At 48.4% G+C, this 26,451-nt stretch carries 25 protein-coding genes; 8 read left to right on the top strand and 17 right to left on the bottom strand.

Features of this window, described 5'->3' with window-relative positions; all coding sequences use genetic code 11:
* Nucleotides 1–227: 227 nt before the first annotated feature.
* The 4 genes from urtC (D0C16_RS21680) to D0C16_RS21665 all read left to right on the top strand — a co-directional run bounded on the left by urtC (D0C16_RS21680) (nt 228) and on the right by D0C16_RS21665 (nt 5,085).
* Nucleotides 228–1,433 (top strand): urea ABC transporter permease subunit UrtC, encoded by a 1,206-nt coding sequence (gene urtC / locus D0C16_RS21680; RefSeq protein WP_225318805.1) that lies wholly within the window; start codon nt 228–230, stop codon nt 1,431–1,433.
* Nucleotides 1,433–2,245, top strand: coding sequence for an urea ABC transporter ATP-binding protein UrtD (gene urtD, locus D0C16_RS21675; protein ID WP_151034268.1), 813 nt, complete (start codon nt 1,433–1,435; stop codon nt 2,243–2,245). Before urtC (D0C16_RS21680) ends, urtD (D0C16_RS21675) begins: the two co-directional genes overlap by 1 nt.
* A gap of 41 nt (nt 2,246–2,286) precedes the next feature.
* Entirely contained in the window at nt 2,287–2,982 is a 696-nt protein-coding gene (gene urtE / locus D0C16_RS21670) for an urea ABC transporter ATP-binding subunit UrtE (protein WP_151034267.1), read from the top strand.
* Nucleotides 2,983–3,315: 333 nt separating this feature from the next.
* Nucleotides 3,316–5,085 (top strand): hypothetical protein, encoded by a 1,770-nt coding sequence (locus tag D0C16_RS21665; RefSeq protein ID WP_151034266.1) that lies wholly within the window; start codon nt 3,316–3,318, stop codon nt 5,083–5,085.
* 16 nt (nt 5,086–5,101) lie between these two features.
* Here the strand turns inward: D0C16_RS21665 and D0C16_RS21660 are convergent, their stop codons facing one another.
* From D0C16_RS21660 to rhlB, 7 genes are all read right to left on the bottom strand, one after another.
* Nucleotides 5,102–5,977, bottom strand: a complete 876-nt coding sequence (locus D0C16_RS21660; protein ID WP_151034265.1) for a LysR family transcriptional regulator — start codon at nt 5,975–5,977, stop codon at nt 5,102–5,104.
* Between the two features lie 43 nt (nt 5,978–6,020).
* Complete coding sequence (locus tag D0C16_RS21655) at nt 6,021–6,539, bottom strand: DUF2938 family protein (protein ID WP_151034264.1); 519 nt, start codon at nt 6,537–6,539, stop codon at nt 6,021–6,023.
* A 43-nt stretch (nt 6,540–6,582) separates the two neighbouring features.
* A complete protein-coding gene (locus tag D0C16_RS21650; protein WP_151034263.1) occupies nt 6,583–6,807 on the bottom strand; it encodes a DUF2798 domain-containing protein in 225 nt (74 codons plus the stop codon).
* A 161-nt stretch (nt 6,808–6,968) separates the two neighbouring features.
* Nucleotides 6,969–8,225: a response regulator gene (locus D0C16_RS21645; RefSeq protein ID WP_151034262.1), complete on the bottom strand. Its 1,257-nt coding sequence runs from the start codon at nt 8,223–8,225 to the stop codon at nt 6,969–6,971.
* Nucleotides 8,226–8,328: 103 nt separating this feature from the next.
* Entirely contained in the window at nt 8,329–9,138 is an 810-nt protein-coding gene (locus D0C16_RS21640; RefSeq protein WP_191968588.1) for a class III extradiol ring-cleavage dioxygenase, read from the bottom strand.
* A 68-nt stretch (nt 9,139–9,206) separates the two neighbouring features.
* A complete protein-coding gene (locus D0C16_RS21635) occupies nt 9,207–10,085 on the bottom strand; it encodes a DMT family transporter (protein ID WP_151034261.1) in 879 nt (292 codons plus the stop codon).
* Nucleotides 10,086–10,169: 84 nt separating this feature from the next.
* Complete coding sequence (gene rhlB / locus D0C16_RS21630; RefSeq protein ID WP_370458226.1) at nt 10,170–11,759, bottom strand: ATP-dependent RNA helicase RhlB; 1,590 nt, start codon at nt 11,757–11,759, stop codon at nt 10,170–10,172.
* Nucleotides 11,760–11,952: 193 nt separating this feature from the next.
* Between rhlB and D0C16_RS21625 the strand changes: the two genes are divergently transcribed.
* A complete protein-coding gene (locus D0C16_RS21625) occupies nt 11,953–12,642 on the top strand; it encodes a type 1 glutamine amidotransferase (RefSeq protein WP_151034259.1) in 690 nt (229 codons plus the stop codon).
* 36 nt (nt 12,643–12,678) lie between these two features.
* Here D0C16_RS21625 and D0C16_RS21620 read toward each other — a convergent pair whose 3' ends face one another.
* Together D0C16_RS21620 and D0C16_RS21615 are read right to left on the bottom strand one after the other, a co-directional pair.
* On the bottom strand, nt 12,679–13,374 hold the full coding sequence (locus tag D0C16_RS21620; RefSeq protein ID WP_151034258.1) for a VIT family protein: 696 nt from the start codon (nt 13,372–13,374) through the stop codon (nt 12,679–12,681).
* 37 nt (nt 13,375–13,411) lie between these two features.
* Nucleotides 13,412–13,963 carry a cytochrome b gene (locus D0C16_RS21615; protein ID WP_151034257.1) on the bottom strand — a complete coding sequence of 184 codons (552 nt, stop codon included), beginning with the start codon at nt 13,961–13,963 and terminating at the stop codon, nt 13,412–13,414.
* 350 nt (nt 13,964–14,313) lie between these two features.
* Here D0C16_RS21615 and D0C16_RS21610 point away from each other — a divergent pair, with 350 nt between their 5' ends.
* The gene (locus tag D0C16_RS21610) at nt 14,314–14,928 is read left to right on the top strand and encodes a TetR/AcrR family transcriptional regulator (protein ID WP_151034256.1); all 615 of its coding nucleotides are present in this window, start codon (nt 14,314–14,316) and stop codon (nt 14,926–14,928) included.
* Between the two features lie 5 nt (nt 14,929–14,933).
* Here D0C16_RS21610 and D0C16_RS21605 read toward each other — a convergent pair whose 3' ends face one another.
* The 3 genes from D0C16_RS21605 to D0C16_RS21595 all read right to left on the bottom strand — a co-directional run bounded on the left by D0C16_RS21605 (nt 14,934) and on the right by D0C16_RS21595 (nt 17,006).
* A complete protein-coding gene (locus D0C16_RS21605; RefSeq protein WP_151034255.1) occupies nt 14,934–15,302 on the bottom strand; it encodes a zinc ribbon domain-containing protein in 369 nt (122 codons plus the stop codon).
* A 229-nt stretch (nt 15,303–15,531) separates the two neighbouring features.
* A complete protein-coding gene (fmdA, locus tag D0C16_RS21600) occupies nt 15,532–16,761 on the bottom strand; it encodes a formamidase (RefSeq protein ID WP_151034254.1) in 1,230 nt (409 codons plus the stop codon).
* 32 nt (nt 16,762–16,793) lie between these two features.
* Entirely contained in the window at nt 16,794–17,006 is a 213-nt protein-coding gene (locus D0C16_RS21595; RefSeq protein WP_151034253.1) for a hypothetical protein, read from the bottom strand.
* Between D0C16_RS21595 and D0C16_RS21590 the strand changes: the two genes are divergently transcribed.
* Entirely contained in the window at nt 17,000–17,329 is a 330-nt protein-coding gene (locus D0C16_RS21590; RefSeq protein ID WP_151034252.1) for a hypothetical protein, read from the top strand. The genes D0C16_RS21595 and D0C16_RS21590 overlap by 7 nt on opposite strands.
* Nucleotides 17,330–17,461: 132 nt before the next feature.
* On the opposite strand, the gene urtE (D0C16_RS21585) is transcribed toward D0C16_RS21590, so the two are convergent.
* The 5 genes from urtE (D0C16_RS21585) to urtA all read right to left on the bottom strand — a co-directional run bounded on the left by urtE (D0C16_RS21585) (nt 17,462) and on the right by urtA (nt 22,554).
* A complete protein-coding gene (gene urtE, locus D0C16_RS21585) occupies nt 17,462–18,151 on the bottom strand; it encodes an urea ABC transporter ATP-binding subunit UrtE (protein WP_151034251.1) in 690 nt (229 codons plus the stop codon).
* Between the two features lie 41 nt (nt 18,152–18,192).
* Nucleotides 18,193–18,939 (bottom strand): urea ABC transporter ATP-binding protein UrtD, encoded by a 747-nt coding sequence (gene urtD, locus D0C16_RS21580; RefSeq protein WP_151034250.1) that lies wholly within the window; start codon nt 18,937–18,939, stop codon nt 18,193–18,195.
* Nucleotides 18,932–20,146 carry an urea ABC transporter permease subunit UrtC gene (gene urtC, locus D0C16_RS21575; protein WP_225318804.1) on the bottom strand — a complete coding sequence of 405 codons (1,215 nt, stop codon included), beginning with the start codon at nt 20,144–20,146 and terminating at the stop codon, nt 18,932–18,934. Before urtC (D0C16_RS21575) ends, urtD (D0C16_RS21580) begins: the two co-directional genes overlap by 8 nt.
* Before the next feature lie 15 nt (nt 20,147–20,161).
* Nucleotides 20,162–21,088, bottom strand: a complete 927-nt coding sequence (urtB, locus tag D0C16_RS21570) for an urea ABC transporter permease subunit UrtB (RefSeq protein WP_151034249.1) — start codon at nt 21,086–21,088, stop codon at nt 20,162–20,164.
* A gap of 215 nt (nt 21,089–21,303) precedes the next feature.
* The gene (gene urtA, locus D0C16_RS21565; RefSeq protein WP_225319061.1) at nt 21,304–22,554 is read right to left on the bottom strand and encodes an urea ABC transporter substrate-binding protein; all 1,251 of its coding nucleotides are present in this window, start codon (nt 22,552–22,554) and stop codon (nt 21,304–21,306) included.
* A gap of 421 nt (nt 22,555–22,975) precedes the next feature.
* Between urtA and D0C16_RS21560 the strand changes: the two genes are divergently transcribed.
* Nucleotides 22,976–26,428, top strand: a complete 3,453-nt coding sequence (locus D0C16_RS21560) for an ATP-binding protein (protein ID WP_151034248.1) — start codon at nt 22,976–22,978, stop codon at nt 26,426–26,428.
* Nucleotides 26,429–26,451 lie beyond the last annotated feature (23 nt).

Below are 26,451 nucleotides of genomic sequence, written 5' to 3'. Positions count from 1 at the left end.
GAGATGCAACCCCACCTAACCTCCCCTTAAAAAGGGGAGGAACCGGAGCGCTCATGTAGGTTGGTGGTGAGGAACGAACCCCAACATTCGCAATTGCAAAACGCACATTGCTGGAATAAAAAAATACAACGCACATTATTCATTTTGGTTTATTTGGAAACATGGTCATGTTGGGGTTCGCAAGCTCACCACCAACCTACAGTAAGATTTAATAAAGAGAGAAAAAAATGTTAACCCAACGTTTATTACTCAGTGATCGCGGTGGCATGATTGTGCTGGGGCTGGTACTCCTGGCAATGATAGTTGTGCCTATTTGTAATTTATTAGTGCCGGAAACGTCTGCACTGCATGTTTCCACATTTACGGTGACATTGCTGGGTAAATTTTTATGCTACGCATTGCTCGCGCTCTCAGTGGATTTAATCTGGGGCTATTGCGGCATTTTATCGCTCGGCCACGGCGCTTTTTTTGCGCTGGGGGGTTATGCGATGGGCATGTATCTTATGCGGCAAATTGGCCCGCGCGGCCAATATGGTGACCCAATACTGCCGGATTTTATGGTGTTCCTGAACTGGAAAGAATTGCCTTGGTACTGGCAAGGTTTCGACATGTTCTGGTTTGCGTTACTGATGATTATTGTAATTCCGGGTGTTCTCGCGTTTGTATTTGGTTGGCTGGCGTTTCGCTCGCGGGTTACCGGTGTTTACTTGTCGATTATCACCCAGGCATTAACCTACGCATTAATGCTTGCCTTTTTCCGCAACGAAATGGGTTTCGGTGGCAACAACGGACTCACCGATTTTAAAGATATTCTCGGTTTCCCTATCGCCGCTAACGGCACACGCATTTCATTGTTTCTCGCATCAGGATTTATGCTAATGCTTGCCTACCTCGCCTGTCGCTATATTGTGACTTCGCGCATGGGAAAAATTATTGTCTCCATTCGCGATGCAGAAAGTCGCACACGTTTTTGCGGCTATCAGGTTGAATCTTATAAATTATGGTTGTTTGTATTTTCCGCCATTCTCGCCGGAATTGCCGGTGCACTCTACGTACCGCAAGTCGGCATTATCAACCCCGGTGAATTTTCCCCACTCAATTCCATTGAGTTAGTCGTGTGGGTTGCCACCGGCGGGCGCGGCACTTTATTCGGTGCCATCGTGGGTGCATTTACGGTGAACTACGGTAAAACCTTGTTCACGTCCTATTCACCGGAAACCTGGCTATTTGCATTAGGCGCGCTCTTTGTGGTTGTAACACTGGTGCTGCCAAAAGGTTTGGTGGGCTTATTTAACCGCGGTAAAAAGGCATCCGCCGACAACCTAAACGCAAAAGGAAATAGCGCTACCCCTACCGCTGCCGTGGAAACCACGCCAAAAGCGCAGGAAGAGAATAGTTCGCCGTTAGACTCTGCCGCCAAGGAGCCAGTGTAATGAATATATTTTCTCGCGATCAACGCACCATCGGAATGAAAGACCCGAATTTCGGTGCACCACTGGATACTAGCCATAGAACGATATTGTACGTTGAGGGCGTCACGGTCAGTTTTGATGGTTTTCGCGCACTCAATAATTTGAACCTCTATATTGATGAAGGTGAATTGCGCTGCATTATTGGCCCAAACGGTGCCGGTAAAACCACCATGATGGATGTGATTACCGGGAAAACCAAACCCGATGCTGGCAGCGTTTTTTTTGGTCAGCAAATTAATTTACTCGAACTATCTGAACATCAAATCGCACGCGGTGGTATAGGCCGTAAGTTTCAAAAACCGACGATTTTCGAAGCGCTGACGGTTTACGAAAATCTGGAGCTGGCGACAGCGGCCGACAAGCGCGTTTGGTGGACGCTGAGCCAACAATTGAATAGTGCGCAGAAATATCGCATCGACGAAGTACTGGTACAAATCGGATTGGCGGAGCATCGCTACAAAAATGCCGGGTCCCTTTCTCACGGGCAAAAGCAATGGCTGGAAATCGGCATGCTACTGATGCAAAGCCCGCGCGTGTTGTTGGTGGACGAACCGGTTGCCGGTATGACGGGCGAAGAAACCGAAAAAACTGCTGAGCTGTTGTTGTCACTCGCGGGGAAGCATTCGGTGATTGTGGTGGAACACGATATGAAATTTGTTCGCTCCATTGCACGCAAGGTCACGGTACTGCATCAAGGCTCGGTCTTAACCGAAGGCACTATGGACCAGGTGCAAAATGATCCCAAAGTCATTGAAGTTTATTTGGGCGAGTAATTATCCGGAAAAAGCGGCAACACGCCGAAGAGTGAATCAAGATGCTGGAAATTAAAAATATCAATCAATACTACGGCCAAAGCCATATCCTGTGGGATTTATCGCTTAACCTGAAGAAAGGCACCTGCGGGTGTTTGATTGGTCGCAACGGCGTTGGCAAGACCACCCTGCTTAAATGCATTACCGGTTTATTGCCCGTGCGCGACGGTTCCATCCAACTAAACGGTTACGACATCAACAAACTGTCTACCGAAAACCGCGCACGCGGTGGCATTGGTTTTGTACCTCAGGGCCGCGAAATATTTCCACTGCTAACCGTGGAAGAAAATTTAAAGATATCGCTCGGGGCGCGCAAAGATAAATCGCGTTTTATTCCCGGGTTGATCTATGAATTATTCCCCGTGCTAAAAGAAATGAAGCACAGACGCGGTGGTGATTTATCCGGTGGCCAGCAACAACAACTCGCCATTGGCCGCGCACTGGTACTGGACCCGCAACTGCTAATATTGGATGAACCCACCGAAGGAATTCAGCCAAATGTTGTGCGGGACATCGGCGAAGTCATTCGCAAACTGAATCGCGAATTAGGTTTAACTGTATTACTGGTTGAGCAAAAACTTCCTTTCGCCCGCCGTGTTGCCGACGACTTTTTCATTATGGAAAAAGGCAGCGTAGTGGCCACTGGGCCGATTGCTGATTTGAATGATGGATTGGTGCAGCGGTATTTGAGTGTTTAACATTTCTTGCCCACCGCGCCCAAGCGGTGGGCATATTTCTGCGCCATACCCGACCTACCGCCTTTCGCTCGAATAAGGCTATACGCAGCGAATTACATATCTCGTTTAATTATTTGACTTAGTTTCCATAATTTTAAATCCTTAGCAGCAATTTAAATTTCATCGAATTGTCACGGGCCTATGAAATCTTAATCAGGCACGCCGTTTTTGTTGCTTTTACTGACACCAGGTTTTGACACCAAACCTTACAACAACGCCTTCGTAATATTACCAGCACTTCCTTCGTTACGCGATTTACCGACATTCAGGGTTTCACTATTGGAGGGATTTTCCATGTCAATTTCAAATTTCTGCGTTTCTGTTTTACGCTCACTTGCACCTAATTATCAACGCCATTTTTCGCCACAAAAAATTATCCTTTACATTACCGTTCTGCTGTTAACCCCTTTTTCCACATTTAGCAACGCCGATTCGTTAGTGAATGGTGGAGTAGTATCCAGCGCAATTATTCTTCCACAGCAACAGCACTCTTACACCTTTGCAGCCAACGCAAATGAACGCATTAACATTAATGTCACTGATGTCGATAACACGAACTTTATACCCTGGGTAACTATTTACAAACCGGATGGTACTTACTTGGCACAAAGCTGGAGTCAGAATGTGGCGGTAGTCGATAGCATCGTTGCGACACAAACCGGAACTTACACAGTGATTGTTCGCGATGCTAGCACCGGCAATGCCAGTATTGGCGCCTATAAAATTTATTTTTCCAAGGCACCTAATGCCGTGGAATTAGGAAGCTTAATTAACGGAGGAATACAAGCCGAGTTTATCGACAAAGGCGATATCGATACCTATCAAATTTCCGCAAACGCCAACGAGCGAATCAACATTAATGTCACTGATGTCGATAACACGAACTTTATACCCTGGGTAACTATTTACAAACCGGATGGTACTTACCTGACGCAAAGCTGGAGCCAGTATGTAGCGGTGGTTGATAGCGTCGTTGCGACGCAAACCGGAACTTACACAGTGATTGTTCGCGATGCCAGTACTGGCAACGCCAGCACCGGCAATTACAACCTCTATTATTCCAAAGCCCCTAATGCCTTTGAATTAGGCGATTTAATTAACGGGGGAATACGTGCCGAGTTTATCGACAAAGGCGATATCGATACCTATCAAATTTCCGCAAACGCCAACGAGCGAATCAACATTAATGTCACTGATGTCGATAACACGAACTTAATACCCTGGGTAACTATTTACAAACCGGATGGTACTTACCTGACACAAAGCTGGAGCCAGAATGTGGCGGTAGTCGATAGCGTCGTTGCGACGCAAACCGGAACTTACACAGTGATTGTTCGCGATGCCAGTACCGGTAACGCCAGCACCGGCAATTACAACCTCTATTATTCCAAAGCCCCTAATGCCTTTGAATTGGGCGATTTAATTAACGGGGGAATACGTGCCGAGTTTATCGACAAAGGCGATATCGATACCTATCAAATTTCCGCAAATGCCAACGAGCGAATCAACATTAATGTCACTGATGTCGATAACACGAACTTAATACCCTGGGTAACTATTTACAAACCGGATGGTACTTACCTGACACAAAGCTGGAGCCAGAATGTGGCGGTAGTCGATAGCGTCGTTGCGACGCAAACCGGAACTTACACAGTGATTGTTCGCGATGCCAGTACCGGCAACGCCAGCACGGGCAATTACCATTTGTATTACGCCAAGGCACCTCAAGCCATTGAGCTGGGAGAGTTATTCAACGGCGGAGCGCTGCTCGGATTTATCGACAAAGGAGATATAGACACATTCCACTTTTCAGTGTCGCTGAGTGAAAAAATCAGCATCACTATTACCGACCTTGATAACAATAGTTTCATTCCAAGGATTACTCTCTACTATCCGGATGGTACCTATTTCACGCAAAGTTGGAATCAAAACACGGCGACACTTCTCAATCTGTCTCCAACTCAGGCAGGAAAGATTACGGTGCTAATTCGTGACGCGAGTACGGGGAATGCAAGTACGGGAAATTACAGAGTTGTATTATCCAAAACACTCAACACTAACTAACACAGCGCAATTTGCATTAAATTGAAGTGTTGAGGTAATTAAGTAGTGCGGCAATCAGGGGCTCCTGTTGCCGCACTGATCTCACGGCAAAATATACCGGCACTTTTCGCTGCTCCTCGCCAACCAATACCAGTTCGCCTTTCGCACTCGCATCCAGCGCAGTATCAGCATGCAACAGCCCCAAGCCTACGCCACCGGCAATTAAACTGCGCGTTACTTTTTCGTGATCTACATTAATTTGTTTGGCCGGGCGAAATTGGTGCTGCTGAAATAATTGCTCGGCAACATTTCCGCAACAGCTTTGCGGCGCCGGGCAAATCCAGGGCATTTTGGCCAAGGTGTCCCAATCCGGTTCAGCCGGATTAATTACCCATCCACTCGGGGCAGCAAGGTAAACACCAAAACTGTCTACCGGGTATTTCAACAACTCACTGTTGTGCGATCCGGAATCTGAAAAAAAGCCCGCATCCAATTCGCCATTTATTATCGCCTGTTCGATTTCCATTGAACTGCCGTACTGCACATGCACATCGACATCCGGAACATTTTCAGCAATATGGCTGAGTAATTTCCCTAATAGCAAGGCGCTGGGCGCGCGGTTTGAGCCCAGACGAATTTGCCCGCCCAGCCCCTGACGGATACGCTTGGCCTGCTCTACCATCTCCCGGTGCAATGCCAACAAACGTTCAGCGCTCGACAACAATGTGGCGCCCTGGGGGGTGAGGCTCATGCCGCGCGCATTGCGCTCGAACAAATGAAATCCCACCTCCTCTTCCAACGCCTTGATATGAGAACTCACCGCCGGTTGACTTAAACACAGGCTATCAGAAGCGCGCGTGATGCTGCCCTCTCGCGCAATAGTGACAAAGGTTTTTAGCTGATAAATTTCCATTTGAATTCCACTATTTTGAAAATTACTTCAACAACACGCTCAGCTAAGGTTGTAACCATTGGTAGATGAACCCTGCCGCAAAAAGTCCCACACCGAAAACACTGTGAGTCACCAAGGTTTTCAGGCGTGCTTGCACGGGATTAGGATTGTTACCAGCTGCTATACCAAACCCCAATGCCGGTTGCATAATAAAAAATGGAAAGACAACGGTGGTCAATCCAAATAGCAGAGCGATCGAGAATGCCGACAGTGGTGCCTGATCAAGCCAGCTCAACCACACACCTTGCATCGGCACTAACAATATTGCGGCATAAGCAATTCCGATTAAATAGTGGACTACCCACCCCAGCGCACATTCACCCGCGCGCACATCGGCATTACTAATTTTAGTGTGCCAGAAAACACCCGTCGCCATATGGCTAACCCACCGTCCTACCAGACAATAGCTCAACGAAGGGACTGCCAGCACGCGTTTTAAAAACAGCGCCCACAAATCCATTACCAGCGTCGCTCCAACACCTACAACGAGTATGGCAAACATTAATTCACTTGGGTTGTACATAGGATTCTCCGCGTTGGCCTAGCCAAATCGTCCGGTTCGATGACTAGTCGCGAACGACTTTTGCCACTAACTGACGCACCAACGGTGTCACCGCAATAATGGTTGGCAACGCCACTGAAAAAGCAAAGACCCACGCATGTAACCAGCGCTGCGCAATGCCATCAACCAAACCCAAATTAAACAGGCTAATTACCAGGGACATAATCCCGGACATCAACAACGCCATAAAAAAAGAAAATACAAAAGAGGTATATTTTTTAGCAATCATTGGAAACTCCTCGAATCAACGACCAGATATTTTGGCGGAACTCATAGTGCCGCCTTTCACCCGATCACTATGACTCTGACGCAACGAGAGATCCAATTGATTGTTTGAGGGGGAGACCTCAGAAAAACGGAGGTCAAGGAAGAGCAGAGCAAGAAGCTGGCTTATTCGTCACCATCATCCACTATCATATTGCCACCCGCTTCTTTCGCCCTGTGCATATAGATATTTGCCTGGGCCAATTGTTGATCAAGGCTGTGATGGAGCTGATCACAAATACCAGCGCTAAAATAGAAATGGGTGTCTACACCATTAATGCTGCAGGTTTCTGCGGATAATAATTGCTTCACCTTCGCTAAAAAAGCGGCTGCTTTCTCATGATCCAAACCCGGCATGAGCACAAAAAAGTCATCGCTATCGGCGCGCGCCAGTAAAAATCGGCCGAGCATATTGTGCAAACTACTGGCAATATGTTTGAGTGCAACATCCCCCCAGGCGTTTCCATGTTGCTCGTTCACCTGGCTGAAATGATCAATATTGATAACCGCCAATGACAAGGGCGATGCTTTTTCCGTTGCCTGGCGATAAAGTTCACGCGCAGCATTAAAGAAATAAGAGCGATGGAAAAGCCCGGTTAAATGGTCGCGCTGCGCGTTGTAGGTAATCTGCTCAATCAATTCAAGCGATTCAATATTGTGGATAATACGGCAGTAAAATTCTTCCGGGTGAAAGGGCTTGCGCAGAAAATCATTGGCGCCGTGCTTGATAAATTTCGCAGAGAGTGCCTCACTACTCTCGCCGGAAACACCTATCATAATCAAATCGGTTTTGTCGTATTTGTAGCGCAGGTTGCGCACTAATTCAAAACCATCCATTTTCGGCATATTGTAATCGGTAAACACTAATTTAATATCCGGGTTTTCCAGCAGTACTTTAATGGCATCAACACCATCAACTGCCTCCAACACCTGAAACAAATGCCGACGAAACAAATTGCTCACGTGCTTGCGCGACATATCCGAATCGTCCACCACCAACACTTTGATATGTTGATTTTTCTCCAGGCGGTTGATCATCCCAATAGCCTTGCTATAAGCGTAGCGTCCCTCTTTAGTCACATAATCCACTATGCCTTTATTGAACAATTGCTCGCGTCGTTTCTCGTCATAACTGCCGGTTAAGACAATGGTGGGAATTTTTTTGCTGAGCGTAAAATCAACGACTTCGCCGTTAGGTGCATCCGGTAAATTTAAATCCACGAGCGCCGCAAAAAAATCTTGCGGGCTTTGCTCGTACAAACTGGTGGCCTGAACCAAACTAGTGGCATAGACAGCCTCATACGCCAAAGCGGATGACTGCACCAAATGACGCAGCACCTTCATTACCATTTCACTGTCTTCAACGACGAGAATTTTTTTCATTAGAAGAGACTCTCAATAATTTTTTCACAGCTAATTAAGTGTGAATAATTATTGAGTGTAGTCAAGAATCAATAAAATGCGCCAAAATCGCACGGACGCCAAATTATTGCCAGAGGAACCCACTGACCTTCGTGCCCAGCAGATAACCGCCAAAATTACGTTGCGCACAGGGCGATGCTTTTGCTGCACCAACGCATACATGCAAGGGCAGCAAATGTTCTTCACGCGGGTGACAAAAACGCGCTTCGGGTGCATGCACCCAATTAACCAATTGTTCCGCTCGTTGTGCATACTCTAACGAAGGACTGGTCAGGGTGTTATTCAACCATTGATCAAATCCGTCGCTTTTGCTTTTTACGGTTGGGCTGGGCGAAAAAAAGGCGCGCATATTATGAAAAGACATACCCGAGCCAAGAATCAATACGCCCTGTTCGCGCAATGGCGCAATGGCTTCGCCCATTGCAATATGGGCTGCCGGGTCGAGCGATTGCAGTAACGACAGCTGCACCACTGGAATGTCCGCACGCGGATAACTCAAGAGGAGCGGCACAAAAGTACCATGGTCATAACCGCGCTGGTTATCCAGCTTTAGCGGAATATCTTTTGCGCGTAATAACTGCGCAACCGTTTCAGCCAATGCGGGGCTGCCAGGTGCCGGGTAGCGAAACTCATAGCTTTCGGTGGGGAATCCGTAGTAATCAAATATCATTGCCGGTTGCGCACCACTGGAGATACTCGCTTGCGCTTCTTCCCAGTGAGCACTAACCACCAAAATTGCAGCGGGAGCCGGTAAATCCTGTGCAAGATTTTGCATAAAGACAGTGAGCTCGCGATGACTCGCATCACCCAACAAGGGCATAGGGCCGCCACCGTGGGGAACAAATACAACCGGCATTAAGGATTTGCTATTCATAAAAACCTCCAGAGACAAACAGAAGTTTAGTTGAATTCTAATAGCGGAGACTTATCCAATATATGAAGTTAAGTCGAGTGGGTTTTATGGTGCTCATGGACCGATTCATAAATCGCCGCCGCCATAATAATGGCCCCGCCAATTAAAGTGCCGCTGTCGGGAATTTCGTGAAGTAAAAATATTTCATATACCACCGCGTAGACCGGTTGCAAACAAGCGACTAACCCGACAGTTTTAGCTTTCAAATAGCGCAGCGAAAACCCCAAGAGGGTATGAGTAACGGCGGTAAAAATAATGCCCAAACAAATTAACAACCACCAATCTTTTTCGCTGGGTTGATGATTCGACAGAAACAGCACCGGGGTCATTAGTAATGCGACGATCAACACCTGGTAACTCATGGAGCGCGCGGCGGATTGGTTACTAAACCAATAGCTCAATAATAAATTGCGCACTGCAAAGGTCACCGCTGAAACCACTCCCCAAATCACACCCTGGGTCGTGTTGTTATCCACATCAAATTCCGGCACCAAACAATAAATACCGCAGAGCACTAACATTCCGCTCAGCACATCGCGCCAATCGAGTTTGGTACGCTTGATCCAGGGTTCGAGGAAAACGGTCACTACCGGATAGGCGTAGAGTGAAATCATTCCTACCGCGATGTTCGCGACTTGCATCGAGTAAAAAAACGTAACCCAATGCAGCGCAAGTAAGGCACCCAACACCAGCATGCGTCCGTAATCGCGCGGGGCTTTTAACGCAATATTGCGCTCGCGCCACCACACCCAAATAAACAAAACCGCTGCCGCAATCCAGGTGCGGTAACCGGTAATATCCCACGCGGGGAGTTGAATAAGTTTGGAAAACAATCCGGTAGCGCCCATCATAAAGGCGCCGAAGTGCAAGGTTAGCAATGCAGATTTAGCCGGTGATGCAGCAGACATAAACCATCCGGTAAAAATAATTTGCCCGGCATTGGCCGGGCAATTCATTCATATGTTAACGCGCGTGTTCGCTACTACGAAAAGTCAGTGACGCGGACGACGATTACGGTTTCCGCCAGGGCGATTGCCCACTGAGCGATTGGTGTAGCGTTCATTGCTACGTGCACGCGGAGGCGCGGGCGACAATGCTGGCGGCTCAAGCAATAACGGCTCCGGTGGTTGCTCGCACTTAATCGGTTTACCCAGCAACAACGCAATCGGCTCCAGTCGCAGCGCATCATCTTCACACGCGAAGCTGATTGAGGTTCCGGTTTTACCCGCACGGCCGGTTCGACCGATGCGATGCACGTAATCTTCCGGCTCTTCCGGCAAGGTAAAATTCACGACGTGGCTGATGCCACTGATGTGAATCCCACGGCCAGCCACATCCGTAGCTACCAACACTTTGATCTCGCCGTTTTTAAACGCATCCAACGTAGAGACACGTTTGTTCTGGGTAATTTCACCCGACAACAATCCGGCTTTAATACCATGACGCAACAATTTTTCATGAAGATCGCGACACTCATCGCGACGGTTTGCAAATACAATCATGCTCTCCGCGTGCTCCTGTTGAATCAGGTTGTAGAGCAGCGTGTATTTTTCTTCGGTGGATACCAGATACACATGTTGATCAACACGGGCATTGGCCACTGACTCAGGCTCAATTTCAACGGTTACGGGTTTGTAAGTCCATTGTTGTACCAGGTTGTGCACGTCGTCAGTAAAAGTTGCAGAGAAGAATAAGGTTTGGCGCTCTTCCCGCTTGGGAGTCTGGCGAACAATTTGGCGCACTTGCGGAATAAAACCCATATCCAACATGCGATCTGCTTCATCAATAACCAATACTTCGAGTTGATCCAGATACACATCTTTATTGCCGCAAAAATCCAGCAAGCGACCGGGAGTCGCCACGAGAATATCCACCAGATCTTCGTGCAGATGGCGCTGTTGCTTGGCGTAATCCATTCCACCTACCAGCGTATGAATTTTTAAATCCGTATACTTGCACAGTGCCTTGGCGTCTTCCGCTATTTGCATTACCAGTTCGCGCGTAGGTGCAATTACCAATGCGCGCGCTTCACCGGCATAACGTTTTTCAGTAATGGGGTTTTTTAACAGGTCATCGATAATTGCGGTAAGGAACGCGGCCGTTTTTCCAGTACCGGTTTGGGCTTTGCCCACCACATCTTTGCCTTTCAGTGCATGGGGTAAGGATTGCGCCTGTATAGGAGAACAATATTTGAAACCCAGCGCCGCAATGCCGCGCAGCAAAGGCAATTCCAAATCAAAATCATGGAAGCGGGTTTTACCGTCGATTGCTTCCACCTGAAATTCAGAAATATCCCAAGGCCCGTGATCAACTTTTACAGGGCGCTTAGTGTGGTGTTGCTTTTCGGGTTTGGCCTGACGCGGTTTTTCGAACCGGGGCGCGTTTTCGGTTTGTTCTGCCTTTGCATGATCGGATTTGCCATGATCGGATTTGGCGTGCTGATTGCGCGCATTGCGTTGGCGCTGATCCTGATGGCGGTCACGAGGGTGCTTACGTGGACCGGAACCTTTATCACCACCCGACTTCTCCGGGGTCTTTACCGCAGTTTCTTGCTTGGAGGGCTTATCAGTCCCGGAGCCCATTAATTTTTTAAAAAAGCCTATCAATCTCATCACCACAGGTTATAACGCACAAATAATGGCCTGAGTATACACCAATCGCCTGACAATCCGTCGCCTAAGGGCCGTAACTTAGGGAATTAAACAGCGAAATTGGCCAGATTTCTGCATAATCTGTGCCCGCTTATACCCACTTGCCCGCTTAACGGAGTTTTTTATGCGCATTCATAGTCTGCAACACGTTCCCTTTGAAGATATTGGCAGCATGGCCAGCGACTTTGCAGCGCGCAACTATTCCCTTACCTGTACTCACTGGTACCGCGGCGATACAACACCGGACCTGCACAGTTTTGATGCGTTAATTGTGATGGGTGGCCCGATGGGAATTTACGATGAAGCGATTTACCCCTGGTTGGCGGATGAAAAAACTCTCATCAAAGCGGCGATTGATGCGGGCAAAATTGTGATTGGAATCTGCCTGGGCGCGCAGTTAATCGCCGATGTGCTGGGCGGCAAAGTCACACGTAATGCGTTTAAGGAAATCGGCTGGTTGCCACTGCAGATTTTACCGGAGGCTGGCGCTCACCCCATTGCCCTAACCCTGGCAAAATTCCCCGAGGTTTTCCACTGGCATGGCGATACCTTTGCAATTCCCGCAGGTGCGCTACACATAGCGCGCAGTGATGGCTGTGCAAATCAGGCGTTTGTCGTTAACGACAAGGTTTTTGGTTTTCAATTCCATTTGGAAACCACACCGGCATCCGCCGCCGCATTAATCGCACATTGTGCTGAAGATATTGATGGTTCGCGCTACACACAGAGTGCCGAAACCATAATGGCTGACGCGGATAAATTCGCCCGGATTAATCGCGCTATGAGCGAAGTCATCGCCTATATTTTTGATTGAACCTGAGCGCTTTTGACGCAGGCCAGAATTGAGTAACTAGATCACTGCGCCAAAAAAATGTCCAACAGCCGCTGTCATTGCCATAGCGGCAGCGCCCCAGAACCCGACGCGAGCAGCGCCAATAATACCATTGGCCCCACCCACTTTTGCGGCAAGGCCACCGAGCACAATTAACGCAATTAATGAAACCGACGTAATTGCAAACGCAAGATATTGTGGCGGATGCAGCAATATAACCAACAACGGAATTGCAGCACCGACCGAAAAAGTTAATGCGGAAGTCACTGCCGCTTCTAACGGGCGCGCCGAAAAAATCTCGGTAATTCCCAACTCATCACGAGCATGGGCACCCAGCGCATCATGGGCCATGAGTTGGGTCGCCACTTCACGTGCAAGCTCGCGCTGCAAGCCGCGCGCGACGTAAATCTCTTCCAGCTCGCGATGTTCGCCTTCAATATTGGTTTCCAATTCGAGCGTTTCGCGCGCGATATCCGCCGCTTCGGTATCCGCCTGCGAGCGGACCGACACATATTCGCCCGCCGCCATACTCATAGCGCCCGCGACCAAACCTGCAACACCGCTTAACAAAATGGTCGAGGATGAAACGCCCGCAGTAACCATCCCCATCATCAAACTCGCGGTAGAAATAATGCCATCATTCGCGCCCAATACGGCGGCGCGCAGCCAACCGGAATGGTGGGATCTATGACGTTCATGATGGCGATGGGGCATAACTATTTCTCGCAAAAAAGTAATCGGTAAACTGGAGTTATTCTTTTTTAATTAACGACATGCGCAGCATCGTATTGTCGCGTTTTACGTAGTGATGAAACAAGCCAGCCAGAACGTGCAATCCAATCAGGTAGTAACCTATTTCACCAACCAGACCGTGCCAATGCTCAACGTTCTCTGCGAGATCATGATTCTTTTCAGTCAAAGGCGGTAACTCCAAACCAAAAAAAGGCACCCCATGACCTTCTGCGCTCAAAATAATCCACCCGGCAATTGGCATAAACAGCATAAAAGCATACAGCGATAAATGCATAATCTTCGCAAGAACATTTTCTAATGGTTTGGGTGCAGGCACTATCGGCGGAATTGGGCTGGAAAAGCGCACAGCTATACGCACTACCACTAAAATTAACACTGAAATCCCCAACATAAAATGCAGGGCTTTCATCAGCTCGCGCGGCTCACTGCCTTTGGGGAAAATTCCGCGAAATTCCATCGCGACATAAACGGCAACCAGCAACACAAACATCAGCCAGTGAAGACCAATCATCAGCGATGTATAACGGGTAATCGGAGAAGGTGCGTTCATATTAATCCTCTTTATCTATTCAGTTATTATCATTTGTTAACCGTCACCGTTTCGTCAGGACGACGTCAGGCGTGATGGGTGTACAAGCTTATATGAGTTAAATCAGCCTGTTAACGTCACTTAACCTAGCATTACTCACTTAAATCAAGCTTAAGAAAAGGTTAGATGCGCCAACCTGTTTAACCAATTAATACCGGGGAATTGACAAGCTAGCCGGGCTTCAATTAATGTTTACCGACCAGTTGGTCGGTTTAACTTTAACTTAATACCTACGTGTATTGGCAAGGCATCTACACCAACCACCTACTCATAATAAGCATTACCAATCGCCCATTTTTACGAGCCGCATCATGGTTACTGAGCGCAATGCCGAGCAAACTCGCACCCGGATTCTAGAAGCCGCACATGAAGAAATTTATGAAAATGGTTATCAGGGCATGCGTATTGAGGCAATTCTACAGAAAACCAATTTAGCCAAGGGCGCGCTCTACCATCATTTCCCCAACAAGTTAGCGCTTGGCTATGCCGTTGTCGACGAAATTCTCATGGAGCACTTCCATGCGACATGGAATGAATTTGCGCAAAAACACCCCGATTCACTGACCGCAATGCAGCAGCTTTTTTTATGGAAAGCAGACTGTTATAAAAATGAACAACGCTTCAACGGATGCCCGCTTAATAATTTGAATCAGGAAATGGCGGCGATTGACGAAGGCTTTCACCAACGGCTTGAGGCAGTAATGGCTGCAATTTATCAAGCGATAGTCTCGGCGCTGGAAATTGGCCAAACCCAGGGCTATGTGCGCAGCGATATTAATCCTACCAAAATTGCCATGTTCCTCATGGCGAGTTACCAAGGCATCATGGGTGCGGCAAAGTGCATGCAAGAACCGGAAATTCTCGGTGATTTGTTCGGCACACTTAATGAATACATCGATACCTTACGTGCGCCGAAACACAATTAGAAAGCTTAGTGACTGATCATCCAGGGCCGCATGGACGGAAACATTTTATTGCCCTCGGCAGTAAACAGCAGATTGGACTTGCGAATTGGCTTATCTCCGCATCCACAACCTTTACCGTGTTTATGTTCGCGACGGGCTTTTTGTTCCGCGCGATACTCAGGCGTAGAAAGTACCGGGGCGTGCACTGCCGTCTCATTGCGCTGATGCGCAAACCGGTTTTCTTTTTTCATATCCAAAAATTCGGGCGCGAGCATAATTACACGCGCGCACAATGTCGCACAGGTCGGGCACGCCATAGGCTTGCTGGAATCTTCCATTGCGGCCAATTCGTAAAACAAACCATGGTCAGCGCATTTGTAGTCGTAAACAGGCATGACTAACTCCGATTTTTATGTAGCTGTTAGGTGTTGATTCGAGCGAGCTTGGTTAACTCAAGGCTAACCCCACTCTAGCTCTCTCCTAATTTAAGCGGAGGGAACTTTTAGCTCCGCTCCTTCATAAAGGGATGGAAAACCTTACCCCATCCTAGCCCTCCCCTTCATAAGGGAAGGGAACTCTTAGCTCCTCCCCCTTTTCAAGGGGGAGGCTGGGAGGGGTCAAGGCTTATTTATCTTTCGACAAAGGTATATCCACTCCCGAGGTAACCTTTTTAGTCGGACCTTCAGCGGTAGGATTTACATCGAAATCAAAAATATCCGTCGGTAACCACAAGGTCGCACAGGCGTTAGGAATATCCACCACTCCGGAGATATGCCCCTGCACCGGCGCACAACCCAATATGGCGTAGGCCTGAGCCTTGCTGTAACCAAACTTGGTTAAATAATTAATCGCATTCAAACACGCCTGACGATACGCCACGTGAACATCCAGATAATGTTGCTCGCCGTATTCGTCAACGGAAATACCTTCAAAGATCAAATAGTCATCATACTTGGGAGCAATGGGGCTTGGTTTGAAAATGGGGTTTTTGATTCCGTATTTAGACATGCCATCTTTAATCAGATTCACGCGTAAATGAATCCAACCCGCCATTTCAATTGCACCGCAGAAAGTAATTTCACCGTCGCCCTGACTGAAGTGCAAATCACCGACTGACAAACCACCGCCCTTCACATACACCGGAAAATAAATTTTGGAGCCGCGCGACAAATCTTTAATGTCGCAGTTACCACCGTGTTCACGTGGTGGCACTGTACGCGCGCCCTCAGCAGCGGCAACCTTGGCGGCGTCCGGAGTCATTTTGCCCATGTGAGCAGTGTCCGCGTAAGGCAGAGTCGCTAACGCAGGGACGCGATCCGGTTCAGTGTCGTACAATTCTTTTTCGCGCTTGTTCCACTCCAGCAGCATTTCTTTGGAAGGCAAACAACCAATCAAACCCGGGTGAATCAAACCGGCAAATTCCACATTGGGGACATGGCGAGATTTGGTGAACATCCCATTAATATCCCAAATGGATTTTTGCGCTTCGGGGAAATGTTCTGTTAAGAAACCACCGCCGTTATTTTTGGAGAAGAATCCATTAAAACCCCAGAGACTTTCCTGAAAGGCGCCGATATCCAAAATATCAACCACCAACAAATCGCCTGGCTCGGCCCCTTCCACACCCACAGGGCCAGAAAGGAAATGCACTTGCGACAAATCCACATCGCGCACGTCATCGGCGCAATCGTCATTTTTAATTTGCCCGCCTGTCCAGTCGTAACACTCAATAATAAAGTCCGCACCGGGTTTTACTGTCGCAACCATTGGAATGTCCGGATGCCAACGGTTGTGGATCATTTCATTTTCGTAGGGAGATTTTTTTAAATCTATTTTGATAATCGTTTCAGCCATGGTCTGACTCCTGGTGTGGGTTGGACAATTCGTCACAGAACGGGGTCAGTATCTACGCCAGTCGCTGGCGCCACCATACGACAAATAGCTCGCGCAACTACGTCATTTAACCCATAGACAAAGACCAACCCGCACAATTGTGCAAAGACTGTGATAGCGCCAAACACCACCGAACCAACCGGTGAAATATTTATCTCAGAAATAGTTGTTAACGAATCACTAACACCATGAGGTACCGATGACATCAACTCGACTACTTAAAATCGCTGGCATAGCAGGTATTTTTTTGAATGTATTTTTGCAGCCGGTCTACGCCGCCGAAAATCAGCGCCCGGAACGCAATGGCAAACAGTTTGGTCCACCGGAAGAGGCGCTACTGGCCTGCAAGGGTTTGGTGGAAAATGACCCCTGCAGCTTCGCCGGGCGCAATGATGAATTGATGAGCGGCACTTGCAGCTCGCCACCAAACGCCGACGCAACCGCCAGCCTGGCCTGCCGCCCCGACAATATGCCAGAACCACAAGGAGGGCCCGATGGGCGCGAACCGCCACCCGATAGAAATGATTAACCCAGGTAGCGATTGACTCAAATTACGTTGAATTAATTGAAGAAACACGGAGATAAAAAAGGCCAGCAATCGCCCGAGACTTAGCGAAAGCTGGCTGAAGCTGAAGTACTACCGGAGAATACTGTTAACGATTTACACCGACAAATAAGAAGCCACCTTGGCTTCGTTGACCGACTCGCGCAACTCTTCATGCACGATTTGGCCTTTCTCGATCACCAGGATGCGATCAGCTATATCCAGCGCAAAACTTAGCACCTGCTCAGACACCACAATCGACAGCCCACGTTGGTCGCGAATGGCTTTTAACGTGCGGCCCATTTCGCGAATAATTGATGGCTGAATCCCTTCGGTGGGCTCATCCAGAAACAGTAATTTCGGATCGCTTGCCAACGCGCGAGCAATTGCCAATTGTTGCTGTTGCCCGCCCGATAAGTTGCCGCCGCGGCGATTGCGCATTTCCAACAACACCGGAAACATATCGTAAAGTTCTTTCGGTACAGATCGCTTTTTGGTGGTGGTTAAACCCGTTTCGATGTTTTCTTTCACGGTCATGCTGGAAAAAATCATGCGCCCCTGAGGCACAAACCCGAAACCATTGGCGACCCGTTGAAAACTTTTTAGCTGGCTCACTTCCTGACCTTCCAGTTTTACGCTGCCGCCAGAGCTGGGAATAACGCCCATCAAGGATTTCATGAGCGTGGTTTTACCCATGCCGTTGCGCCCCATTACCGCAACAATTTCGCGCGGTTTCACTTCAAAATTCAAGCCGTGCAAGACTTCACTTTGGCCATAACTTACGCGGTAATCTGATACAGCTAACATAATCAATTCCTCTTCCAAGCCGTTTGAGTGAACTCACGGAATTAATGGCCTAAATAGACTTCAATCACTTTGGGATCATTCTTGACTTTGTCCACCGAACCTTCGGCGAGAATTTTCCCCTGGTGCAATACCGTTACTTTGTCGGCGATTTGCGCCACGAATTGCATATCGTGCTCGATCACAATTACCGATCTGTCTTTGATTATGCTGCGCAACAATTCCGCTGTCTGCTGCCGCTCACCGACTGACATACCCGCGACAGGTTCGTCGAGCATCAGCAAGTCCGGGTCTTGCATCAGCAACATACCAATTTCCAACCACTGCTTTTGCCCGTGGCTGAGCAACTCAGCCTGGCGATCCAATTGGTCGCCGAGGAAAATCATATTGGCCACTTCATGCACTTTGTTAATCACTTCCTCATCGCGTTTAAACGCCAGCGCACCAAACACCGAACGGCCGCGCGGAAACGAAATTTCCAAATTTTCAAATACGGTGAGGTCACCGTAAATAGATGGATTCTGGAATTTACGCCCCACACCGGCTTTCACAATTTCATGCTCGCGCAATTTGGTTAATTCGCGATTACGAAATTTGATCGAGCCATCAGTTGCTTTGGTGCGACCACAAATTAAATCCAGCACCGTGGTTTTACCCGCACCATTGGGGCCGATAATTACGCGGATCTCATGTTCATCGACATAAAACGTTAAATCATTCACGGCTTTAAAACCGTCAAACGAAACTGTCAGGCCCTCAACGGCAAGCACAAAATCAGTATTACTACTCATGGACGGCTCCTTGCGGCATAACCGACGTTTCAGTTTTGGTTGCAACAGGTTTGCTTGATACAGCCGGGGTTGCCGATGCAGGTGCTTCAACTATGGCCGGCGGCTTTCGGGTAAACAGCTTCGCGAGAAAGGCATCCACTTTGGGTGCCGCGTAGGTGTTGTATAAACCAGCTAAACCGTTGGGGAACGCCATGACCACGGCAATAAACAAACCGCCCATCGCAAACAGCCAGAGTTCAGGGAAGCTTTCAGAGAAAGACGTTTTCGCGGCGTTAACAATCAACGCACCGTAAACCGCACCGATAATCGAGAGACGCCCGCCCACCGCGCAGAAAATTACCATTTCAATGGAAGGTACAATTCCGACCAGCGTTGGCGACATAAAACCCACTTGCAAGGTAAACATGGCGCCGCCGATAGCAGCGAACACACCGCCCAAGCAAAACACGAAGATCTTGAAGTTGGCCACGTCGTAACCGGAGAAACGCACGCGGTCTTCTTTATCGCGCATGGCCACCAACAAACGCCCCAATTTACTTTTGCGCACAAATTGCGCCACGAACAAACACAAGAACAACATGCCGACGCAGAGGAAGTAAAAGAAATATTTGGCGCTGTCGGTGCGAATATCAAAGCCGTGCAAGGTACGCAGGTCGGTCATACCATTTACACCGCCGGTATAACCTTGCTGACCAATAATCAGGATGGTGAGAATGGCAGCCAATGCCTGCGTAATAATCGCAAAGTAAACGCCACCTACACGACGCTTGAACATGGCAACGCCGATGATATAGCCGAAGATGCAGGGCAATAAAATAATCGCGGCCAGCGTAAATCCAAAGCTGTGGAAGGGTTCCCAGAAAAGTGGCAACTCAGTGAGTTGGTTCCAGTCCATAAAATCCGGAATGCCGGGCGTGGATTGAATTTTGGTGCTCTCGGGATCTGATGCTTCCAATTTCAAAAACATTGCCATGGCGTAACCGCCCAAGCCAAAAAACACGCCCTGACCCAAACTTAAAATACCGCCATAGCCCCAGCAAAGTACCAAGCCCACAGCAACGAATGCGTAGGTTAAATATTTGCCCACCAGATTAAGACGAAAAATATCGAGAGACAGTGGCAATACCACCACCAGAATTAACGCGAGAACCAAAAATCCAAGCGTATCTTTTTTGGGAAAGAGTGATGCAAAACCTTGATAAGACATAATCATCTACTCCTCTTAACGACGCACTTTCAAGGTAAACAAACCTTGCGGGCGCAACATCAGAATGAACACAACAAACAGGAGCGTAAGCACTTTGGACATAGAGCCGCTCATGAAAAATTCCATGGTGGATTGCGCTTGCGAAATACTGAAGGCCGAGGCGATTGTGCCGAGCAAACTCGATGCACCGCCGAATACCACCACCAGGAAAGTGTCTACTATGTACAACTGTCCCGAGGTTGGTCCGGTTGAACCGATCATGGTGAAGGCGCTACCGGCCACACCGGCAATACCGCAACCCAATGCGAACGTAATTCGGTCTACTTTGGCGGTATTAATGCCTACTGCACCAGCCATTGCGCGGTTTTGCACTACCGCACGTACTTGTGTGCCCCAGCGCGAGCGATACATTAAAATCGCCACCGCGAGTGAAATACCTATGGCGAGACTCATGACGAATAAGCCGTTAATTGGTAATTCGATACTGTCAGTCAATTGGTAGGAGCCCATTAACCAATCTGGCAATGTCACCCCTACTTCGCGCGCACCAAATACAGTGCGATACAGTTGTTGCAGGATCAAACTCAAGCCCCAGGTCGCGAGCAAGGTGTCCAGCGGTCGATTATAAAGATGGCGAATCATGGCCCATTCGACAAACGCGCCCAGGGCGCCGGCGACAATGAAGGCGAGCACCATCGCGAGAATAAAGTAGATGCTGAAAAAATCCGGGAGGTAAGTCGAAAACACATTGGAGGTTAAATAAGTTACGTAAGCGCCGAGAATCATAAATTCCCCGTGCGCCATATTGATTACACCCATTTGGCCGAAAATAATTGCCAGCCCCAGGGCCATAAGTACAAACACTGAAAATAATATCAATCCCGCCACGCCTTGCATCGCAAAGATCGATAACAACTCCGAGGTACTGTATTCAGCAAACATGGCTGTATCCTCATCTCGATTTAAAAAATTCTTTACTGGATTTGCACGTCGGTGCGAAGAGGATTATTTGTTTTAAAACGCGCGGTAAACACTTCTTTGTGGGTTCAAATCAGCGTCCATGCCGCACAGGGTTTTAACACAAATAATCCTCCTCACTCCCCAGCATTGCGGTTTTAAACTAACAACCAGCCCGAAGGCTGGTTGTGCTTTTGTTGTTATTGATAACCTTTCGGGAATGGATCCGGTTCGATCAAATCTTTGGTTTCGAACACTACGTCATATTGACCGTCTGTACGTGCGTGGCCGATACGGGTTTTGGACCAGAGGTGATGGTTCGGGTGAATCTTCACATAACCTTCAGGTGCAGTCGTCAGCTCGATACCCGGTGATGCAGCACGCACTTTATCGATATCAAATGAGCCGGCTTTTTCCACCGCGGCTTTCCACAACCATGGGCCAAGGTAAGCTGCTTGGGTTACGTCACCGATTACTATGTCTTTACCGTATTTAGCTTTGAAGTCAGCAACAAATTTCTTGTTGTTGTCGTTTGGCAAGCTTTGGAAGTATTTCATCGACGCGTAAGCACCTACCATGTTTTCACCACCAATACCGAGGATTTCGTCTTCCGTTACCGAGATGGTCAACACCAGTGGTTTCTCTTTGGTCATATCAATACCAGCGGCTTTTAATTGTTTGTAGAAAGCCACGTTAGAACCACCTACTACAATCGCGTAAATCACGTCCGGTTTTTTCAGTTTGATTTTGTTGATCACTGAGTTGAATTGGGTGTGGCCCAGTGGGTAGTACTCTTCACCCACAACACTCAAGCCCAACTTCTCAATGTGCTTGCGCGCAATCTTGTTGGAGGTACGCGGCCAAATGTAATCTGAACCCAGCAGGTAGAAAGATTTAGCACCTTTGGTTTTGGTTACCCAGTCAATACCCGCAATAATTTGTTGGGTAGCTTCTTGGCCGGTGTAAATGACGTTAGGCGATTGCTCCAGGCCTTCGTAGAAAGTTGGGTAATAGAGCATGCCGTTGTATTGTTCAAAAATTGGCAACACGGCTTTACGTGATGCAGAAGTCCAGCAACCGAACACCGCCGCCACTTTGTCGTTCACCAATAATTTTTTTGATTTCTCCGCGAAGGTCGGCCAATCGGACGCACCGTCTTCCTGGATGTATTCAATTTTGCGCCCGAGCACTCCGCCCATCGCGTTGATTTGATCAATCGCTAATTTTTCTGCTTGTACCGATCCGGTTTCACTGATCGCCATGGTGCCGGTAACCGAGTGCAAGATACCGACTTTTACACTGGTATCCGTCACCGCCAAGCCGGTTGAATTCACATCGGCAGCCTGAGTGCTGCCTATCGCTAATGAGGCGGCGAGCGTAAGCAGGCATTTCTTCCAAGTGCTGACGGCTTTCGCAGGCCGTCCAGAATGCAGGGTATTGCGCATGGTCATATTCATGGTCTTTCCTCTAGTCATTAGCAAGTGATTACGATTGGCGAATCCAGAAGCGATTTCACGCTTCCCAATCTAGAGGGATGGGACAGGGCAAACCATTCGATAAATAACTCACCGCACTACGTCATTTAACGCATAGTGAGCGAGTGTGGATTTGCGTATTTTCCAAAAGAATTAAAGAAGAAAGTGCTAGCCGAACAAGGCTACCAGGCAAAGTTGGTACGACGCTTGACTAGAGAAACGCATGAAACTTTAAACGTCAGCGCTTGCGCCATTGCGGCTATTTAAATTTCCGCAAGGCGCACCAAAACAAAACTCGCAAGAAATGTGTTGCACACAAAAAGCGCACCTATTTTTATTTGACCACTTATTCACTAACGAGACGTTCCCGGATGAACAGCTGTTTAACGGGGAAACCATGACCGCCAAGCAACATATTTTTCGCGTGCGGCGAAATTATAACCAGTGGGTTGCCAATCAAACACTGGAAGACTATGCATTGCGCTTCACCGCCAAAAGTGCGCGACGCTGGTCCGCGGCACGGGTGGCTACTACTGCATTGGGCGCAATTTCATTTCTCGCACTGGAAGCAATTGGCGGCGCGATTACTCTGCATTACGGATTCAATAACGCCGTTGCCGCTATTTGTGCCGTTAGCCTGATTATTTTTCTCACGGCCATTCCCATTAGTTACTACGCCGCTAAATACGGCGTCGATATTGATTTGCTTACCCGTGGCGCTGGCTTCGGTTATATCGGCTCTACCATCACGTCGCTGATCTACGCCTCCTTCACCTTTATATTTTTCGCGTTGGAAGCGGCGATCATGGCGATGGCCCTGGATTTATTATTTCGCATTCCACTGGTCTGGGGTTATCTGATCAGTTCACTGGTCATTATTCCGCTCGTCACGCACGGCATTACCTTTATCAGTCGCTTTCAATTGTGGAGCCAACCGCTGTGGATTGTGCTGCAGCTGCTACCCTTCGTTTTTATTATTTATGCCGACGCCAGTGCAGTAGAAAGCTGGACCGAATTTTCGGGCAGTTTGCAAAATTCGGACGGCTCACAAGGGGTGAGTATTTTATTATTTGGTGCGGCCTCCGCGGTGGTGTTTTCACTGATTGCACAAATCGGTGAGCAAGTCGATTTTTTGCGGTTTATGCCTGCACCACAAGCAGACAAAAAATGGCGCTGGTGGGCAGCGCTTATTGCGGGTGGGCCCGGCTGGATTATTATCGGCACCATTAAAATTCTGGCCGGTTCATTTTTGGCGGTGCTCGCGTTGAATCACGGCATTGGTATCGTCGAAGCGGCTGATCCAACCCGTATGTATATGGTGGCGTTTAGTTATATCGCCAATTCACCGGAAGTGGCGCTTTCTGTGGCGGGTATTTTTGTCATTATCAGTCAACTAAAAATTAACGTCACCAACGCTTACGCCGGCTCCATTGCCTGGTCAAATTTTTTCTCGCGCTTGACGCATAGCCACCCGGGTCGCGTGGTATGGCTGGTATTTAATGTGGCAATCGCGTTGCTGTTAATGGAACTGGGGGTTTATCGCGCGCTTGAACAAACGCTGGGTTACTACGGCATAGTTGCGGTTGCATGGTTAGGTTCATTGGTAGCGGATTTAGTCATCAACAAACCCTTAGGATTTAGTCCGCCGCATATCGAATTTAAACGCGCGCACCTGTACGACATTAACCCGGTTGGTGTTGGTTCAATGCTGATTGCTTCAATAACCGGCATCGCCTGTCACAGCGGTTTGCTTGGCGATATTTCGCAGGCACTTTCTCATTTTATTGCACTCGGTGTGGCTCTGGTGTGCGCGCCCTTAATTGCCTGGACAACGAAAGGACGTTATTACCTCGCACGCCCGACGATCAATCTCGTTGCTGAAAAAAATCTGGCGGATACGAAACACGCTTGCCTCTCCTGTTGTATATGCGAACACAAATTTGAACTTGAGGATATGACCTATTGCCCTGCCTATGCAGGCCATATCTGTTCACTTTGCTGTTCGTTGGATGCGCGCTGCAACGATCACTGTAAACCCGGAGCGAATTACACCGAGCAAGTGGGTGAATTTATTAAACGTTTTTTACCTGCGGCAATTACCGACAATATTAATTCGCGCCTCGGCCATTTCTTAATTCTGGTAGCCGTTATTAACGGCCTATCTGCCATATTACTCTCGTTAATTTATTTCCAAACACCGATCGATGCACCCGAAACCGCAGCATTGCTGGAAGCAACACTGTGGAAAGTATTTTTCCTGCTCGTTATAGTCACCGGTGTGGTCAGCTGGTTATTTGTGCTCGCTCACGAAAGCCGCTTGGTCGCGCAGGAAGAAACACAACGTCAGACGCGTTTGTTGATGGAAGAGATCGAGGCGCACGAACGCACCGACCGTGCACTGCAAGCAGCCAAAGAAGAGGCCGAGGCTGCCAATCAAGCCAAGAGCCGCTACCTCACGGGTATCAGCCATGAATTGCGCTCGCCACTCAATGCTGTACTTGGGTACGCGCAACTATTGGAAAAAGACCCAAGCATGCCAGCGCACCGACGCGATGCGCTGAGCGTCATTCGTCGCAGCGGGGAGCACCTTGCCGATTTAATTGAAGGCCTATTGGATATTTCCAAAATTGAAGCTGGCCGACTGGATCTACACCGCGATCAAGTGCGGATTGCTATTTTGCTGGAACAATTAGTACAAATGTTTCGCCTGCAAGCGGAAGCCAAAGGCTTGCAATTTATTTACGAGTGCAAAGATCGCCTTCCCGAGTTGGTGCGCACCGATGAAAAACGCTTGCGCCAAATTTTAATTAATCTCTTATCCAACGCTATTAAATATACGCACAGCGGCAGCGTCACTTTCAAAATTCGTTATCGCAGTCAGGTTGCAGAATTTACTGTGTCAGATACGGGTGAAGGCATAGCCGCTGAAAATATTGAACGAATTTTTCGCCCCTTTGAGCGAGTGCGCAACCCCGGCTCTACCGCAACTGGCACCGGCCTGGGGTTAACCATCTCGCGCCTGCTCGCCGATATTATGGGCGGCGATATTTCCGTCTCCAGCACTCCCGGCAAAGGCAGTATTTTTAAAGCCAGTTTAATGCTTGCCAGCATCAACAATCCCGCTGGCGATTCGCTCAATATTCCTGTCCAAACTATTTATGGCTACAAAGGACCGGTGCGCCGCTTACTATTGGTGGACGATGATATTTCCCATCGCCAGTTAATGCGCGCGCTACTCGCACCGCTCGGGTTTGATATTGCAGAGTTAGACAATCCGCTTCTGGCGATGGAATGGTTAGCACAGCAGCAGGATAACGAAACCGCACCGGATTTAATTATGCTGGACGTATCCATGCCCGGCTTGAACGGCTGGCAGCTGCTGCAATTGCTGCGAGAAAGCCATTTCCAACAACCCGTTATTATGGTGTCTGCCGATGCCAGCGAAGGGAAGGATTCCGATTTTTCTGATTCAGATGCAGCACCTTTGCATAATGCTTACGTCATTAAACCCGTGCGTGTACCTCTGCTGTTGGATCACATTGGCCGCTTGTTAAATCTCACGTGGTGCTATGAGCAAACAATCGCAGCCGCGCAGACAGAATCCAACTTAATCGCCAGCGACAAGACCTGCACGCTAAGCGATGCGGATTTGGATGAATTAGCGCGGCTCGCCGCCATCGGTCACAAAAAAGGTTTAATCGAAAAAATTCAACAACTACAAAACAGCGGCATCTACCCTGCTGCCGCTACCGAACTATTACAACAACTCGCCAGCTACAGCGCTAATTTTCAATTCGAAAAATTGCTCGAATTGATTGATAACTACAGCGCCGCCACTGAGCCTTATTGACCATTGGAATTTCCGGAGACGAT

It is taken from the genome of Cellvibrio sp. KY-GH-1 (assembly GCF_008806975.1).
Lineage (GTDB): Bacteria > Pseudomonadota > Gammaproteobacteria > Pseudomonadales > Cellvibrionaceae > Cellvibrio.
The sequence above is the reverse complement of the archived record's forward strand: the minus strand, read 5'-3'. Positions and strand labels throughout refer to the sequence as shown.